We start from the raw sequence: 16,991 nt of genomic DNA, 5'->3' as shown, positions 1-16,991 counted from the left end.
ATTCATTTTAAAGTTATCAAGAGAATTAAATATAGAAAAAGACTAGAAATTAACGACATAATTGATAGAAGTAGGATCATGCTTGAATTTAGCCATCTGAAAAATCTCATTTTTCTATTAATAACTTTTATCATATAAGTTGAAAAATTTTCTTAATTTTAAATTAGCAAATACTCATTATTAATCTGGTAAGAAACTATACTAAATAAGTAATGTTATGTTTTTGGACTTGGTTATAAAAGTAATTAAATTTAGTACTTAATAAGCCAGAAAGTTTGGCAACTTCTAAAGCAATAAACTAAAAATCTTAGTTACGTTGAAAACGTTAAATAGTGCCATAGATAATTAAGTCACTTATGATTTTAGTCTGTATCGTTTTAAAAAAGATTTTGCAAAACAAGATTATCTTTCTTTAAGGTCAAAGGAATTAATTATACTTTCCAATGAATAAAATATATCAATAGCTTGGTATTAATTATCTAGCTAAAGAAACAGAAAGTATCGTATAAAAATAAAATTTAAAAAATACAGCTTTTACTTAATTTTATATCTATAACCATATTCTAGCTAAGCGCAGTAAAGTGGAAAATATATTTATTAATTTTAATCATCCAAAAAAGAGATTATTTTATAATTTTCAACTCCTTAAGAAAAATATTAAGGTGATATTGGTAATTAAATTTCAAGGTATAACTGAGATAGAGTAAAAAACTAAATGATTCTTTTATTGATAATTTAGTAAGACGCTTAAATATATATTTAAAAATTTTAGAGGTAACTATATTAATTTGTAGGAATGAAAATTTGTTCTTATATATTGTAAATAAAAGCTTTTTCAGAAGCTCAAAAAACATCAATCTCAGTATAAATTTTACATTGAAAGTTCAAAACTTTGTTTATATTAAATGTTAGTTTTTAAATTAATTATGAAAATAAAAAAACTGGTTTTATTTCATGCAGTATTAATTTTTGGATTTGCATATAATACTTATGCAAAGTCTCTAACAAAAAATGAGAGAAATTTTGTCGATGAAAGTGAAATTCAACTAGCACTTTCTGAAGGTGAAATTGCAAATCGAGATTTTGAAGACCTGATAAAACCCAAAAAGCTTCTAAATAATTTGAGGAATGGAGGATATGTTATTTATTTTAGACATGCTCAAACTTTTAAAGATTATGCTGATCAAGCAGACCCAAATTTAGACTTAACAGATTGCTCAACTCAAAGAAAACTTAGTTTTAAAGGAATTCAAGATGCAAGAGATATAGGACAGGTATTTACAAATAAAAAAATTCCAATCGGTAAAATTATTACTAGTCAATATTGCCGCTCATGGAAAACAGCAAATTATGCGTTTGGGAGGGTTGATCAAAAAGATTCTCGCCTAAATTTCTTACCTTATGAAGACTATACTTCTGATCATGTAGACCTAATGATTAAAAATGTAACTCCAATTCTTTCGAAACGGCCAAAAGAAGGTAAAAATACAATTATTGTTGGCCATGATGATATTTTTGAATCAGCGACTGGTATTTATCCTGATCCTCAAGGAATCGCTTATATAATAAAACCCCTTGAGAAAGGTAAATTTCAATTAATATCGAATATCCTACCTCAAGAATGGGCAAAGTTATAGCAAATACATCTTTATCTAATAATTATTTACAGTTACTTAAGATTATTAAGTCGCGGGTTGGATTTCTGTCGGCAAAATATGTCTTGAGAAGTAATTCTAAAAATGTTTTAAGATTTAATATGATAAAAAGGGGGTTCCCCCCTTTTTATGATCAGCTTTAAAGTAAGAATTTTGATTTAAAAATCTTGCAATTCCAATTCTTTTTTGGCTTGCCTGACTCTTTCTCCAAACACTGATCTTTTGTATGGAGTAACTTCTCCATTTTTTGTTGCTAAAAGTTGGGCTTCATAAAGCCTATTAGCTCTTTTGATTTTTTCTCTTATTTGTAAGAGGTTATTCATGGTTTTTTGCAGTTAATGAGAATCCCGTTCCCTATTCCCATATTATGCGTCCAGAAATATAAATTGGATGAACGTAAATTAACCATAACATTTAAATATCATTCTTTGAAGAGTAATTCTTACAAAATTACAGCACATATATGACTTATTTCTTTATTTAATCGTCCTTAAAACTTTAAAATTTTATCAATATAATTTATTTTTTACTAAACTTCTACATCAATAATTCGTTTACCTCCCAACGCATAAACTCTTTCTTTTTGAAAATCAATAGCTTCTTTAATATCAACTTCCGATAGGTTAATTCTATTTCTCAAGTGAATAGCTTTTGCAATGATTTAATTGAAGTCTTATTGACTAAACCTTACAAGATAGATGTCAATGCTATTTAAGTTTTACACTAAACAATTTTTTAAATTTCGGATGACCCACAATATTTATAAGTAAGAAGAATCACTTATCTTGTAGTTTGTAGTTAATTTTATTGCTTTTTGTTTTATTTAGACACTTTTTCCCCTTAGCGGAGTATAAGAAGCAATATTTTAATTAGGCCATTTTTATAGTTTTTTATTTCTTGGGACAAATTTTCATATAATTCTTCTATTTTTTCGGAATAACCAAGGCTTTCAAAATCTCTATCAAAATCTTTCATATCATCTATCTTCGTTGTTGCCTTCTTAATATGATTATCAAATTCATCTATTATATTTTTTGCCAAATCTTTATATTTCGGATCATCTATATATGGGGACCAGAGAAAACCTTGTTTTATAAAGTCAGCTCTTAATTCTCTATATCTTCTTTTTACATGTTCATCTTTCATATTTTCTAATTCTTTTATCTCGTTTTTTAAAAGAAACGCTTTGTTAGTCAAACCACACAAAAATTCATATTGATCTAGTTTGATTTTTAATAAAAAAGGGAACCAATAGCCTCCTATAACAATACCTAATAAAGTAATAAGAAATTCTCTCATAAGATTTATTAAGTTAAAAGATCTTTGATGTAATTGTTTCTATATATTTTGGAATAGGCAAGTGCAATAATATACTTTCTCATATACATAAATAATATGTATTTATTCATAACCTTGTAATTAGCAATGCGATAGTATAAGAAAATAGAAAATAGAAAATAGAAAAGAGTAATGAGATCACTTAATTGGTGTGGTTTTAAAGATCTAAATGATGTTGTTCCTTACTGTTCCTACCTTCGGGAACGCTCAAAATCCACTCTATAACTACTATATATATGTTCCTAGTATATTATATATATAGTAATAGTATATATATGGAATATAGGGGGATAACTATAACGCGAGGTAAGTTTGGTACAAAGGTGGGAACATCGGGAACGTGGGAACACCTGCCTAATCTCAAATGAGTCTCATTTTGTTATTTTTTTATTTTTAACCGATTTAACCGCCGTTCTGGAAAAAGTTTATTTTCTCAATCGATCCATACTAAACAGAATGCTCCTACTCTAGAAGAGTATCCCAATGTGGATCATCATCTGACCCTGTATCCCATGCTGAACCTACTGCTAGCTCTATATCAATTATGGAGGGTTGGAGGGTATGGAGGGTTTTCTTTCTTTTTTCTTTTATATAGATAAAATCTTTTTTGTTTTTAAAACTATTTTTAGTGTTTGAACCTTCCATACCTTCCATAGATTCTTCTTTTTCCTTTTCAGGAGGAGGATTTGAAGATGGAGGGTTTGGGTTAGCAACCTTGCATGATGGAGGGTTGAACCTTGCATTAGTTGAGATTCCAAAATGTTTAGCTAAATCAATTTTCTTTAATTCACTAATAAAGTAATAGTTACCATCCATACCCTTCCATTTTTTTATAAAACCCTTCATCTTTCCAAGTTCTTTTCCAAAATTTGTAGAAGTCATTTTATGCCTGCCTGTTTCATCACACCAATCACGATATTTAGAGTAAATTTCTGATGCTTTATATTTTTGCTCACTATCTCCAGCTAGTTCATAAACAAATTGGAGAACAGGCTGATTATCTAAAAGGTTTTCAATAGTATCTTCAGCTATTGCAGCAATATTTCCTCTATTCCTTAAAACATCAAACATTTTATTGTCATCCATACTCCAACACCACCAAAAAATACCTTCAACTTCTGCAAGTAATTTATTTTTTAATTGTGGATCTGGATTAGCTGCTGTTGTATGAAATTTTAAAGTTACCATTCTTCTACCAAGTCCTTCAACGCCTCCACCTGATGCAGTTGGATTATCATTAAAGGCTCTCCAACAAACAACTCCTAATCTTTCAAAACTTTCATTGAAGAATAATTGTTTAACTAAAACTGGTTCATTACTAATAATTGAATTAAATTTTCCAACTTCTGATATATGCCCTGAAGAGTCTGGATCATATGCAATCTTTTTACCAATTAATGAAAATAATTCTGTTGGTTTTAATGAAGATGCCTTAAGTCCTCCACAAGCCTCACTCCCTCCAGCTATAGCTCTTAAGACTTCTAATGTTGTCCCCTTCCCTGATCCTTTAAGGCCATAAAGATCAAAAATTAATTCCATCAAATAAGGTCTTGTATTATCTTTGGGAGAAATTGACCATTTAAAAGCTGCTTTCAATAATTCAATTTTTTCTTGATCGTTATTAAAAGACTCATTAAGAAACTTTATCCATGTAGGACATTTTGCATCAGGAGAATAATTAAAGTTAAAACTGTGAGTTAAATAATCTTTTCTGTTATGGCTCTTATCAAAGGATTGCTTATTAATATTAAATGTCCCATTTTTGAAACTCATTAAATGTTTAGAGTCCCATGTTGGATGCTCAATCCTTGCCAATAATTCACTTGTTATTGATGCCAAATGATGATTTGATCTATTCTCCCAATTCTGATGATCCAGCCAATTATGTAATGGAGTAGTTATTGCATCCTTAGGTTTTCTTTTTCCGAAGTGTTCCCACCTTGTTCCCACCCATTTATATAAGCCTATAGCTGGTCTAGGGCATATTTCCCAAATTGCAGTAATAACTCAATTATAGGCTTAAAAATTGTTACTATAACTGCCTTCTAAATTTTATGATGTCCTCCTTGCCAAAGAGAATGTCGAGAGTTCGAATCTCTTCATCCGCTTTTAATGTTTGTATCTTTTACAATATCCTTAAGAATGAGTTCGTAATGACAAGAGTAATTTCTATTGAGGATTTAGAGGAATTATTTACTAAACCTTATGGTAAAGATGCGCCAACCAAACAAAAATGGGCAGAATTTTATCATGAGAATGTTATTTTTAAAGACCCAACGCAGGAAACAGAGGGCTTAGACTCTTATTTTAAAGCTCAAGAAAAATTAGTTAAAAGATGTGATGATGTTTTTTTAGAAACTCATGCAATTTCCATAACTGGTGATTGTGGATTTGTTGAATGGACCATGGGTTTAAAAATTATGGGTAAAGAATTTGTTTATCCTGGGACTACTCGTTTATTATTTGGTGAAAATGGATTAATAAAAGAGCATAGAGATTACTTTGATTTTTGCGGTCCAACTTTTGGACCAGTTCCTATTTTAGGACCTTTTATAAGATGGCTTTATAGTAAATTTGTTTCTTGATTTACTTTCTAGTAAAACTTCATATTTCACGAATTAATAAATTTTGAGAAGTAACTTCTTTAAAATCAAATTGAGAATAAAATAATTTTTTATTTGTCGTCATTAAATATAATTTTTTGGTATTTTTAATTTTTTTCGAAGATAAAAGATTTTTTACAATTAATGTACCAAAACCCTTGCCTTGGTGATTTTGATCTATGACAATATCCCAAAGAACTCCGCGGTAAATCCCGTCGGTTAAAGCTCTACCAAAACCTACTATTTCTTTACCAACCCAAACACTAATTACAACATCACTGTTAGCAAGACATTTTTTTAGATCATTAATTGTTCTATTTTTTGCCCAGAAAGCATTTTTATCTAGTAACTTTTGTAGCTTGATTAATCCATTCGTTGGTTTAAGATTAGGACCTAATCCAAAAACCCTTAACCCTAAAGCTCCTTTGGAATGAGTGATTAAAGATATTTCTTTCATTTATTAAAAAGATTTTGAAAAGTGATGTCAGCTAGTTTATTTTTGTGACTTCAATCTAAATACCTTAATCGATCATTTCTATAAAATAAAGAGATAATAGTTTTCTTCATTCTGTTGTAACGCACTAATTTATAATGTTTGTAATAAGATGAATTTTTTAAGGACTTTGACTTATGCTAAAACTTTTGTTAGGGGATCCGAATACACGAAAGTTAAAGCGCTATCAACCAATAGTGGAAGAGATAAATTTTTTAGAAGAAGAAATTTCTCAATTGACTGATGATGAGCTAAGAAAAGAAACTCATAATCTTCAATCAAAGATTTCATCAGAATTAGATTCGAAAAAACAAAAAGAACTTCTAGAAGAGTTTCTTCCTAAAGCTTTTGCAATCGTAAGAGAAGCAAGTAAACGTGTTCTAGAAATGAGACATTTTGATGTTCAGTTAATTGGCGGGATGGTTTTACATGAGTGTCAAATAGCTGAGATGAAGACTGGAGAGGGAAAAACTCTTGTTGCAACATTACCTTGTTATTTAAATGCTCTTACTGGAAAAGGTGTTCATGTGGTTACTGTAAATGATTATTTAGCTAGAAGAGATGCAGAGTGGATGGGACAAGTTCATCGTTTTTTAGGTTTATCTGTTGGCTTAATTCAGCAAGATATGAACCCAGTTGAGAGAAAGAAAAATTATGATTGTGATATAACTTATGCAACAAATTCCGAATTAGGATTTGATTATTTAAGAGATAATATGTCTACCGATATTAATGAGGTAGTTCAAAGAAAATTCAATTACTGCGTAATTGATGAGGTTGATTCAATATTAATTGATGAAGCAAGAACGCCTCTAATCATTTCTGGGCAAGTTGAAAGACCACAAGAAAAATATCAAAAAGCTGCTGAATTATCTCTAGCATTAGTCAAAGCAAAAGAATTAAGTAAAGATGGTATTGATCCAGAAGGTGATTATGAAGTTGATGAAAAGCAAAGAAGTTGCATATTAACTGATCAGGGTTTTGCAAAATGTGAAGAGTATTTGGGAGTGAATGATTTATATAATCCTCAAGATCCTTGGGCGCATTACATAACTAACGCTTTAAAAGCCAAAGAATTGTTTATTAAAGATGTAAATTATATTATCAAGAACGATGAGGCTGTGATAGTGGATGAATTTACTGGTAGGGTGATGCCAGGAAGGCGTTGGAGTGATGGACAACATCAGGCAATAGAAGCAAAAGAGAATCTTAGAATTCAGCCTGAGACGCAAACATTAGCATCTATAACTTATCAGAATTTTTTCCTTTTATATCCTGGTTTAGCAGGAATGACGGGAACTGCAAAAACTGAGGAGGTTGAATTTGAAAAAACTTATAAATTAGAATCAACAGTGATACCTACAAATCAAATAAGGAAAAGACAAGATTGGTCTGATCAAGTATTTAAGACAGAGATTGGTAAATGGAGAGCTGTTGCTAAAGAAACTGCTCAAATTCATAAAGATGGTAGACCTGTTTTAGTTGGTACAACAAGTGTTGAAAAAAGTGAATTATTAAGTTCACTTTTATCTGAAGAAAAAATTCCCCATAATCTTTTAAATGCTAAGCCAGAAAACGTTGAACGTGAGGCAGAAATTGTTGCTCAAGCAGGAAGAGCAGGTGCTGTTACTATTGCGACTAATATGGCTGGAAGGGGAACAGATATAATTCTTGGTGGTAATAGTGATTATATGGCAAGGCTGAAATTAAAAGAGATATTAATTCCTTTGTTAGTAAAGCCTGATAATGAGCATAAGCCACCAATTCCTAAACAAAGAAATTCAAAATCTAAGGGGGGTTTTTCTAAAAAATCTGGTTCGAATTCGAAAAAGAACATTTCAATTTCTTCAACTAATCTTTTCCCTTGTAAGCTTGATGAAGAAATTGAAAAGAAACTCTCCCTTTTATCTGATGAACTTGTTGAAAATTGGGGAGATAGACAACTTTCTGTCTTGGAGATTGATGACAGGATTGCTACAGCTGCAGAAAAAGCGCCGACTGATGATAAGTTTATAAAGCTTTTGAGAGAATCTTTGTCTGATGTAAAAAAAGAATATGATAAAGTTTTGATTCATGAAGAAGCAAAAGTAAGAGAGGCTGGCGGTTTACATGTCATTGGTACTGAAAGACATGAATCCAGAAGAGTGGATAATCAACTTAGAGGTAGAGCAGGAAGACAAGGTGATCTTGGTAGTACAAGATTCTTTTTATCTTTAGAAGATAATTTATTAAGGATTTTTGGAGGTGATAGGGTAGCAAATCTAATGAATGCGTTTAGGGTTGACGAAGATATGCCTATTGAGTCAGGAATGCTTACTAGGTCTCTAGAAAGTGCTCAAAAGAAAGTTGAAACCTACTATTACGATATCAGAAAACAAGTTTTTGAATACGACGAGGTAATGAACAACCAAAGAAAAGCAGTTTATGGAGAAAGACTAAGAGTATTGCAAGGAATTGACTTAAAGAAACAAGTAATAGGATATGGAGAAAGAACAATGAGTGAAATTGTAGATGCTTATATTAATCCTGATCTTCCTCCAGAAGAATGGAATATTGATCAATTAATTTCAAAAGTAAAAGAATTTATATATTTATTAGATGATCTTAAATCTGATGATATTAATTTACTGTCAATAGAAGAATTAAAAAACTATCTTCAAGAGCAGTTGCGAATAGCTTATGATTTAAAGGAATCACAAATAGAAAAGATACGTCAGGGATTAATGAGAGAAGCTGAAAGATTTTTCATTTTGCAGCAAATCGATAATTTGTGGAGAGAACATCTTCAATCTATGGATTCTTTGCGTGAATCAGTAGGATTGAGAGGTTATGGTCAAAAAGATCCTTTAATCGAATATAAAAATGAAGGATATGACATGTTTCTCGAAATGATGACTAATATGAGGAGAAATGTTATTTATTCAATGTTTATGTTTCAACCTAAAACTGAAGTTCATGAAAGGAATTAGATGAATACCTAATCATCTCCAAGAAATTCTATAATTTCTTTGTCTTTAAGATTCTGAGCCTCACCTAGTTTAGAAATATCAATTGATTCTGAGTTAACTAAACATTGAAGAGTTTTTTGCAATTTAAGAATTTCACTTTCAAGTAAGTCTATTCTATCCATTAAATTTTTTATAACATTAGCTTCTGCATCTGGTAGAGCAGAGTGCGCTAAAGGATTTACTTTAACACCACTTTGATGTATAACTCTGCCAGGAACCCCCACCACTGTACTATTCTCTTCCACATTACGAACAACTACAGAACCCGCACCAATACGCGTATTAGATCCTACTGTTATGGATCCAAGAACTTTTGCACCTGCCCCAACTACAACATTTTCCATCAAAGTAGGGTGTCTTTTCCCATTACTTTTGCCAGTACCTCCTAATGTAACCCCCTGATATAGCAGGCAATTATTTCCTATCTCAGCTGTTTCTCCAATGACAACTCCCATCCCATGGTCTATGAAAACCCGTTTACCAATTTTAGCTCCAGGATGTATTTCAATACCTGTTAATAGCCTATTGGTATGACTTAACAAGCGGGGAATTAAAGGAATCTTTAATTGCCATAATTTATGAGTAAACCTATGAATAACTATAGATTGAAAGCCAGGGTAGCAAAGAAATATTTCTATTATTCCTCGAGCGGCAGGATCCCTCTCTCTGATAATTTCTATATCTGATTTAAAAGTTCTTAGCATCTCAGTCTAATTAATAACTCCTATTTCTTTTTTTAATTTATTTATTGTTTCTATACTTAAATAATTTTCAGCACATATTATTTGAGGTAATCTCATTAACTGAGAACGATTTTTTAACAAGGTGTTTTCTACAACTGATAAACTAGGTCCATCACAAACTATATGGTTCGAAGCCTTTAAAAGTGATAGTAATCTACTACTATTGTCTGAGATCGCCGTCATAAGCATTAATTCACTTCCTCGCATGCTGTGTATAATAACTTCTGCTGCTCTCAATAAACCAGGACTTATGCTGACAATACCTACACAACTCCCAGCATTTAATTCCTTGAGAATTTTCAATTCCTTTTGAAAGTCGCTCAGGTCGACTGCAATAGCACGTACTCCATGTTGCTTAGCAACTTTTTCAAGAGGTTGTAAAAAATATCTGCTTGTGACAATCGTACCATTATTTGAATTACTCAAAACTTTCTCTAATTCTTCCATAGGAACTACTTCTACAGGTACATCAACTGTTGTAGAAAGGTCTTCTGCAATTAACATAGAAGCGCCAATATCCTCTCTAGGAGTACTTACTATGATTCTTGATCCGCACTTAATACGCCAGTCTATTTCAGTCGTCAATATCTCTCTCGTTTCTTGTAAAGTGCATCCAAGATTTATCAAATTGTCAATCATCTTCTTTGCTTCTTGATCTGGTGGTTTACTGATTTTATCTTTTGAGTAGGCTGATTTTTTAAATTCTTTTTTAGTTAGGTTGTCTCTTACATAGATACCTGATCCAGCTATTGCTTCAACCACCCCATCTATTTCCAGTTGTCTATATACTTTGCTTATCGTATTTCGATGGAGTCCAGTCTGCATTGCAAGTTGTCTTGTGCTAGGAAGTCTGTGTCCTGGAGGATAATGTCTTGCTGCAATTGCAAAGCAAATTTGATTATATAGTTGAGTAGATGCAGAGATATCACTTACCTGTTGAATATGGAATCTCACTTCTTAAAAGCCCCTAAATAATTTATTTTGACCATAGTGACACTTTAACATTTGTCCTATTTTTTATAACTTTTTTTCACCCATCATCTTTTTTAATGAGAGGAGTTTTTCTAGGGCTCAAAAACATAATCATGTTTCTTCCTTCTCTTGTTGGTTTTTGTTGGACTTCTGATTGCTCTTCTAAGTCATTAGCCATTTTTAAAAGAAGTGTTTCAGCTAAATTTGAATGTTGAATTTCTCTGCCTCTGAAAATTACAGTACATTTTACTTTGTCTCCAGATTTTAAAAATTTAGTAGCTTGACCTATGCGAACATCATAATCGTGTTTGTCAATTTTGTATCTCATTTTTACTTCTTTGACTTCTGTTTGATGAGATTTTTTCCGTGCCTCTTTAGCTTTCTTTTCTTGTTCAAACTTATATTTTCCATAATCCATTATCCTGCATACAGGAGGATTTGCTTTTTCGCTCACCAAAACTAAATCAAGTTCTCTTTGAGATGCTATTTCTAATGCCTTTAATCTATCTATGACACCTAGTTGTTTTCCATCTGAATCAACGACTCTTAATTGAGGGTATTTTATTCTTTCGTTTATATTTGGCAGCTCTCTAACGGGAGCTCGGCGGTCAAAGCGTGGGCGTGGGGGCATTCAGTTAATTTAATGAATTGATTGGGTGATGAACAAAATCTGTTTTTATAAAGTTAGCTTAAAAAAGACTCTATCTTAATTATTGCATCTTTTAGCAGGTTTTTGTTATTAAGCCAAAGAGGATTATTTTTATTACGAAACCAAGTTCTTTGTCTTTTAGCAAATTGGATCGTTTTTGTCGTAGTTAACTCAATTGCTTTGTCAATTGTTGAATGGTTATTTAAAAAGTCCCGAGCTTCTCGATAACCAATGGTTTCTAATATTGGCAAATGAAATCCGTAGTTAGAGATAAGTTGGCTTGTCTCCTCAATAATTCCAGATAGAAACATATTTTTTGTTCTTTGTAAAATTCTTTCTTTTAAATTATCTCTATCTAATCCAAGCTCTAGTACTTTCCAGTCAGGCGGATTTTGAACTTTTAGAGCTGACAAAGGTTTTCCTGTTACGTAGAAAACCTCTAAAGCTCTTATTGTTCTAATGCGGTCAGCAAAACTGATTTTTTTTGTTGATAATGGATCACAATTATTTAACAGTTCCCAACATTTTTTCTGACCAAGTTCTTCTAATTGTCTTCTAAAATTATTTTGAGGAGGAACATCTGGTACAAAAAATCCTTTTGTTATTGAGTTCATATACAACCCACTACCTCCTACAAGAAAAGGTAGCTTATCTTGTTTAATTTCTCTTTTAATTGATTTTTGAGCAATTTCTTGAAATTGTTTTACATTCATTGGATTGATTGGCTCCTTCATATCTATTAGAAAATGCTTAATTTTTTTTTGTTGGTTTTTAGATGGCTTGGCTGTTCCAATATCCATAGACTTATAAATTTGCCTTGAATCGATATTGTGTATACGAGTTTTAAAATATTCTGCAATTTCAATAGCTAATTCTGTTTTGCCACTTGCAGTAGGCCCAATTAAAACTATTACATGAGGTGGATATGAAGACATATGAATTTCTGAAGAAAAAAATAATAGCTATATAATTAAAGTAATTAAATTTTTCATTGACTTCGAGCCTTTATCTTATTGCAGTGGTAAGTTTAATGAAAGACCTTTTAAAAAAAACTTTTAAAAGTTTAGTATTTTTTTTATATTAAATGAGTGAGGACAAAAGATCTAATAAAATCTCAAATGATTATGGTGCGGAACAAATTCAGGTTTTAGAAGGTTTAGAACCAGTTCGTAAACGCCCTGGTATGTATATTGGTTCTACAGGACCTAGAGGATTACATCATTTAGTATATGAGGTAGTTGATAACTCAGTTGATGAAGCACTTGCAGGACATTGTGATCATATAGAAATAGTTCTTCGAGCAGATGGCTCTGCTTTAATTTCTGATAATGGACGAGGTATTCCAACAGATATTCATCCAAGAACAGGTAAAAGTGCCTTAGAAACTGTACTAACTGTTCTTCATGCAGGTGGTAAATTTGGAAGTGGTGGTTATAAAGTTTCAGGAGGTTTGCACGGAGTAGGAATATCTGTAGTTAATGCTCTAAGCGAATGGGTTAATGTGACTGTTTATAGGGATGGTAGCGAATTTAATCAAAGATTTGAAAAAGGTATATCAAAGGGCGAATTGCAAGCTAAAAAGCAGAGTGTCAGGCCGTCTAAGAAAGGAACAACTATTTGCTTTAAACCAGACAAAACTATTTTTTCTGGAGGAATTGAATTTGAATTTGCTCTTCTTTCATCTAGGTTAAGAGAACTAGCTTATCTTAATGGTGGAGTAAAAATTGTTTTTAGAGATGAAAGAAATCAATTATCAGATGGTTCTTTTAAAGAAGAAATTTACTTATATCAAGGAGGCATTAAAGAATACGTTGAATACATGAATGCTGAAAAAGATTCTATTCATCCAGAAATAATTTATGTTGACTCACAGAAAGAAAATGTATATGTAGAAGCAGCTTTGCAATGGTGTTCTGATGTATATTCAGATAATATTTTGGGATTTGCAAATAATATTAGAACTATTGATGGAGGAACTCATATAGAAGGGTTAAAAACAGTTCTGACAAGAACTTTCAATAATCTTGCAAAAAAGAGAGGTAAAAGAAAAGATATTGAAAAAAATTTAGCTGGCGAAAATATTAGAGAAGGCTTGACTGTTGTTTTATCGGTAAAAGTGCCAGATCCCGAATTTGAAGGACAAACAAAAACAAAATTAGGAAATACTGAAGTAAGAGGAATTGTGGATTCTCTCATTGGGGAGGCTCTCACAAAATATATGGAATTTAATCCTGGAATTTTGGACTTGATTCTTGAAAAAGCAATTCAATCATTTAATGCAGCAGAAGCTGCGAGAAGGGCTAGAGAATTAGTTAGAAGAAAAAGTGTTTTAGAAAGTTCTACCTTACCGGGTAAATTAGCAGATTGTAGTTCTAGAGATCCCTCAGAATCAGAAATTTATATAGTTGAAGGAGATTCAGCTGGAGGCTCCGCAAAACAAGGGCGAGATAGAAACTTTCAAGCTATTTTGCCTCTAAGAGGAAAAATTCTTAATATTGAAAAAACTGATGATACCAAAATATATAAAAATACAGAAATACAGTCATTAATTACAGCTTTAGGATTAGGAATAAAAGGAGAGGAGTTTGACGTTAACTCTTTGAGATACCATAGAGTTGTAATAATGACGGATGCCGATGTTGATGGTGCTCATATAAGAACTTTATTGTTGACATTTTTTTATAGATACCAAAGAGAACTTGTTGAGAAGGGTTTTATATATATTGCTTGTCCCCCTTTGTATAAAGTTGAAAGAGGTAAGAATCATAATTACTGTTATAACGAGAATCAATTAAAGGATACAATTGAAGGTTTTGGAGAAAATGCAAATTATAATATTCAAAGATTTAAGGGACTAGGTGAGATGATGCCAAAACAATTATGGGATACAACTATGAATCCTCAAACGAGGATGATGAAAAGGGTTGAAATCGAAGATGCACTTGAAGCTGACAGAATATTCAATATATTAATGGGAGATAAAGTTGCACCAAGAAGAGAATTTATTGAAACTCATAGTAGCAACTTAGATATGGCAACTCTAGATATATGATTAATAATCTTCTCAAGAATTTTTGCTTAATTACTTTTGCATTAATTGCTCCAATTACATTACCTGCTGGTGGGATCCAAAAAAATTTAAATCAAAATAAGTTTCCTCATAATACAAATGAAATAATATTGAGTTCAAACACTTCTCTATATTCTTATCCCGAAATTAATGCAAAGGAATTATTAGTTCTTGATGTGGGCACAACTTTATCAATATTACGTGATTGGAAAGTTAGTAAAAGTGAAACTTGGGTGAGGGTTGAATTGGCATCCAATAAATTTTTAGATGATCCTAATAAGATTTTAAAAGGCTGGGTAAAAATGTAAATTTTGGATTTTAGTGCAATAGGTATAATTTTAATTGGCAGTACTTTTGGATTAATACTGAGAATATTCATACAAAATAATTTTAAAAAAAGTATGTGTTTTGATATTCAAAATACTTCAATAGTAAACTTTTTATCATCTTTTTTTTTAGGAATTTTAGTCGCATTCAATTTTATAAACAACGAAATATTAGCATTATTTTATAGCGGTTTTTTAGGATGTTTTAGTACATTTTCTACCTTTATATATCAACTATTTATCCTATTTAAAAAAAGAGAATTCTTAAGATTATTTTTGCACTATATTGCAGTAATAATTTTTTCTTTCTTTTTCTTTTTTTTAGGTTATTTTCTTATTCATTTTTTTTAAAGTGAAATTAAATAATTGTTTTAATATTCTTTTAGCTGCATACCTAGCTACTTTTCTAAGATTAGCTATAAATAATAACTTAATTATTTCATTAATTGGATCATTTTTAGTTGGTTTCTTTACAAGTAAAAGATTAAGTTATTCAAATGAAAAAATTTTATTGAGTGGTTTTTTTTCTTGCTTTACATCCTTTAGCGGATTTATATATTTTTTGTATAAAATTTTGAATAAAGGGGATTGGATAAAATTTATAATTTTTTTTAATTTGATCATTATTGTAAATTTATTCACAATGTTTCTTGGGTCCTGGCTAAGTAGAAAAATTACTTAGATTTCATATAATGGTGTTGTTACTTTGACAAGGAATTATATTTATGAAAGAAAATAATCTTGAAACAGTCACATCCATATCTTCAGATTTAAATAAACGAGAAAATATTACTATTCAACTTGAGGAATTGCTCATCGCGGGAAATTATGATGAGGCAAAGTTACTTTTAGAACCTTCTCAACCTGTTGATATTGCAGATGCCATTGGAAGCCTTCCACTAATATTGCAGGCATTAGCATTTCGATTATTAAAGAAAAATGAAGCAATTGAGGTTTATGAATATTTAGATCCAGTAGTTCAGCAAACTTTATTAGAAAGACTTCGTTCAGGAGAAGTTTTAGAAATCGTTGAAAAAATGTCTCCTGATGATAGGGTTCAACTCTTTGATGAATTGCCTGCAAAAGTTGTAAGAAAATTTTTGTCTGCTCTTAGTCCTGGTGAAAGGAAAGTAACAGCTGAATTACTTGGATACGAGCCTGAAACTGCTGGAAGGTTAATGACAACTGAATTTATAGATCTTAAAGAAATGCAGACAGCAGCTGAGGCTCTTTCTTTAGTTCGAAAAAGAGCTCCATTTACTGAAACTATCTATAGTTTGTATGTTACTGATAAAGAAAGACACTTAACTGGCATTCTCTCTTTAAGAGACCTTGTAACTGCTGACCCTTCTAGGCCAATTGGGGACGTTATGACGAGAGATGTAGTTAATATCTCTACTAATACTAATCAAGAAGAGGTTGCTAGAGCAATACAAAGATATGATTTTTTAGCTCTACCAGTTGTTGATAAAGAAAAAAGACTTGTTGGGATAGTAACTGTCGATGATTTAATTGATGTCATAGAACAAGAAGCAACAAGAGATATTTATGCGGCGGGGGCAGTACAACCTGGAGATGAAGATGATTATTTCCAAAGTAGTTTATTTACTATTGCTCGAAGAAGAATTTTATGGTTATTAATTTTGGTTTTAGCAAATGGTTTAACAACAAAGGTCATAGCTATGAATGATCAAATATTAAAGGAAATAGTTTTATTAGCTGCATTTATTCCACTACTTATAGGTACCGGGGGAAATGTAGGTGCTCAAAGTTCAACGGTTGTCATTAGAGGTTTAAGTACCCAAAAATTGAAGTCTCTTGGTGCAATTAAGGCAGTAGTCAAGGAAGCAATAACAGGCGCTCTTTTGGGCGTATTTATGATGCTTGTAGTATTCCCCTTCGCTTGGTGGCAAGGACAAGGGCCTTTAATCGCTTCTGCGGTGGGAATAAGTTTAATATCGATAACAACTTTAGCGGCTACAACAGGAGCGATTCTTCCTTTGTTGTTTGACAGAATGAAATTAGATCCAGCCTTAATGTCATCTCCTTTCATTACAACTGTTACTGATATAGCTGGTGTATTTATTTATCTCAGTACTGCAAAATGGCTATTAAGTTCTTCATTAGCTTAAAT

General features: G+C 31.4%; 16 protein-coding genes. 8 read left to right on the top strand and 8 right to left on the bottom strand.

Features of this window, described 5'->3' with window-relative positions; genetic code table 11:
- Positions 1–926 precede the first annotated feature (926 nt).
- Positions 927–1,637 (top strand): histidine phosphatase family protein, encoded by a 711-nt coding sequence (locus tag EW14_RS09305; protein WP_081925772.1) that lies wholly within the window; start codon positions 927–929, stop codon positions 1,635–1,637.
- A gap of 176 nt (positions 1,638–1,813) precedes the next feature.
- Here the strand turns inward: EW14_RS09305 and EW14_RS10530 are convergent, their stop codons facing one another.
- The 3 genes from EW14_RS10530 to EW14_RS09295 form a co-directional block, all read right to left on the bottom strand.
- Complete coding sequence (locus EW14_RS10530; RefSeq protein WP_197049591.1) at positions 1,814–1,978, bottom strand: hypothetical protein; 165 nt, start codon at positions 1,976–1,978, stop codon at positions 1,814–1,816.
- 517 nt (positions 1,979–2,495) lie between these two features.
- Positions 2,496–2,954, bottom strand: coding sequence for a hypothetical protein (locus EW14_RS09300; RefSeq protein ID WP_042851178.1), 459 nt, complete (start codon positions 2,952–2,954; stop codon positions 2,496–2,498).
- A gap of 501 nt (positions 2,955–3,455) precedes the next feature.
- Complete coding sequence (locus EW14_RS09295; RefSeq protein WP_225866656.1) at positions 3,456–4,961, bottom strand: primase-like DNA-binding domain-containing protein; 1,506 nt, start codon at positions 4,959–4,961, stop codon at positions 3,456–3,458.
- A 185-nt stretch (positions 4,962–5,146) separates the two neighbouring features.
- Between EW14_RS09295 and EW14_RS09290 the strand changes: the two genes are divergently transcribed.
- Positions 5,147–5,578, top strand: a complete 432-nt coding sequence (locus EW14_RS09290) for a nuclear transport factor 2 family protein (RefSeq protein ID WP_042851176.1) — start codon at positions 5,147–5,149, stop codon at positions 5,576–5,578.
- A gap of 19 nt (positions 5,579–5,597) precedes the next feature.
- Here EW14_RS09290 and EW14_RS09285 read toward each other — a convergent pair whose 3' ends face one another.
- Positions 5,598–6,053, bottom strand: a complete 456-nt coding sequence (locus tag EW14_RS09285) for a GNAT family N-acetyltransferase (RefSeq protein ID WP_042851175.1) — start codon at positions 6,051–6,053, stop codon at positions 5,598–5,600.
- Positions 6,054–6,226: 173 nt separating this feature from the next.
- Here EW14_RS09285 and secA point away from each other — a divergent pair, with 173 nt between their 5' ends.
- The gene (secA, locus tag EW14_RS09280; RefSeq protein ID WP_042851174.1) at positions 6,227–9,058 is read left to right on the top strand and encodes a preprotein translocase subunit SecA; all 2,832 of its coding nucleotides are present in this window, start codon (positions 6,227–6,229) and stop codon (positions 9,056–9,058) included.
- Positions 9,059–9,066: 8 nt separating this feature from the next.
- Here secA and cysE read toward each other — a convergent pair whose 3' ends face one another.
- The 4 genes from cysE to miaA all read right to left on the bottom strand — a co-directional run bounded on the left by cysE (position 9,067) and on the right by miaA (position 12,396).
- Complete coding sequence (gene cysE, locus EW14_RS09275) at positions 9,067–9,801, bottom strand: serine O-acetyltransferase (protein ID WP_042851173.1); 735 nt, start codon at positions 9,799–9,801, stop codon at positions 9,067–9,069.
- Between the two features lie 6 nt (positions 9,802–9,807).
- The gene (locus EW14_RS09270) at positions 9,808–10,794 is read right to left on the bottom strand and encodes a GntR family transcriptional regulator (RefSeq protein WP_042851171.1); all 987 of its coding nucleotides are present in this window, start codon (positions 10,792–10,794) and stop codon (positions 9,808–9,810) included.
- A 76-nt stretch (positions 10,795–10,870) separates the two neighbouring features.
- Positions 10,871–11,443, bottom strand: coding sequence for a translation initiation factor IF-3 (gene infC, locus EW14_RS09265; RefSeq protein ID WP_042851170.1), 573 nt, complete (start codon positions 11,441–11,443; stop codon positions 10,871–10,873).
- Positions 11,444–11,496: 53 nt separating this feature from the next.
- On the bottom strand, positions 11,497–12,396 hold the full coding sequence (gene miaA / locus EW14_RS09260; protein ID WP_042851169.1) for a tRNA (adenosine(37)-N6)-dimethylallyltransferase MiaA: 900 nt from the start codon (positions 12,394–12,396) through the stop codon (positions 11,497–11,499).
- Positions 12,397–12,545: 149 nt separating this feature from the next.
- Here miaA and gyrB point away from each other — a divergent pair, with 149 nt between their 5' ends.
- The 5 genes from gyrB to mgtE are packed head-to-tail and all read left to right on the top strand — an operon-like array spanning position 12,546 to position 16,989.
- Entirely contained in the window at positions 12,546–14,513 is a 1,968-nt protein-coding gene (gyrB, locus tag EW14_RS09255) for a DNA topoisomerase (ATP-hydrolyzing) subunit B (protein WP_042851168.1), read from the top strand.
- Positions 14,510–14,839 carry a hypothetical protein gene (locus EW14_RS09250; RefSeq protein WP_042851167.1) on the top strand — a complete coding sequence of 110 codons (330 nt, stop codon included), beginning with the start codon at positions 14,510–14,512 and terminating at the stop codon, positions 14,837–14,839. Before gyrB ends, EW14_RS09250 begins: the two co-directional genes overlap by 4 nt.
- Positions 14,840–14,842: 3 nt before the next feature.
- Positions 14,843–15,208, top strand: a complete 366-nt coding sequence (locus EW14_RS09245) for a CrcB family protein (protein WP_042851166.1) — start codon at positions 14,843–14,845, stop codon at positions 15,206–15,208.
- A 1-nt stretch (position 15,209) separates the two neighbouring features.
- Positions 15,210–15,539, top strand: coding sequence for a CrcB family protein (locus EW14_RS09240; protein WP_042851164.1), 330 nt, complete (start codon positions 15,210–15,212; stop codon positions 15,537–15,539).
- Between the two features lie 43 nt (positions 15,540–15,582).
- A complete protein-coding gene (mgtE, locus tag EW14_RS09235; RefSeq protein ID WP_042851163.1) occupies positions 15,583–16,989 on the top strand; it encodes a magnesium transporter in 1,407 nt (468 codons plus the stop codon).
- Positions 16,990–16,991 lie beyond the last annotated feature (2 nt).

The organism is Prochlorococcus sp. MIT 0604, assembly GCF_000757845.1.
Lineage (GTDB): Bacteria > Cyanobacteriota > Cyanobacteriia > PCC-6307 > Cyanobiaceae > Prochlorococcus_A.
Note: the sequence above shows the minus strand (reverse complement) of the source record. Positions and strands in the feature narration are given on the sequence as shown.

Bases quoted from the DNA above. Each gene is read 5' to 3' on its own strand.
- mgtE (WP_042851163.1), top strand. From the start codon at position 15,583: ATGAAAGAAAATAATCTTGAAACAGTCACATCCATATCTTCAGATTTA.
- EW14_RS09305 (WP_081925772.1), top strand. From the start codon at position 927: ATGAAAATAAAAAAACTGGTTTTATTTCATGCAGTATTAATTTTTGGA.
- miaA (WP_042851169.1), bottom strand. From the start codon at position 12,396: ATGTCTTCATATCCACCTCATGTAATAGTTTTAATTGGGCCTACTGCA.
- EW14_RS09290 (WP_042851176.1), top strand. From the start codon at position 5,147: ATGACAAGAGTAATTTCTATTGAGGATTTAGAGGAATTATTTACTAAA.
- secA (WP_042851174.1), top strand. From the start codon at position 6,227: ATGCTAAAACTTTTGTTAGGGGATCCGAATACACGAAAGTTAAAGCGC.
- infC (WP_042851170.1), bottom strand. From the start codon at position 11,443: ATGCCCCCACGCCCACGCTTTGACCGCCGAGCTCCCGTTAGAGAGCTG.
- EW14_RS09285 (WP_042851175.1), bottom strand. From the start codon at position 6,053: ATGAAAGAAATATCTTTAATCACTCATTCCAAAGGAGCTTTAGGGTTA.
- cysE (WP_042851173.1), bottom strand. From the start codon at position 9,801: ATGCTAAGAACTTTTAAATCAGATATAGAAATTATCAGAGAGAGGGAT.
- gyrB (WP_042851168.1), top strand. From the start codon at position 12,546: ATGAGTGAGGACAAAAGATCTAATAAAATCTCAAATGATTATGGTGCG.
- EW14_RS10530 (WP_197049591.1), bottom strand. From the start codon at position 1,978: ATGAATAACCTCTTACAAATAAGAGAAAAAATCAAAAGAGCTAATAGG.
- EW14_RS09300 (WP_042851178.1), bottom strand. From the start codon at position 2,954: ATGAGAGAATTTCTTATTACTTTATTAGGTATTGTTATAGGAGGCTAT.
- EW14_RS09250 (WP_042851167.1), top strand. From the start codon at position 14,510: ATGATTAATAATCTTCTCAAGAATTTTTGCTTAATTACTTTTGCATTA.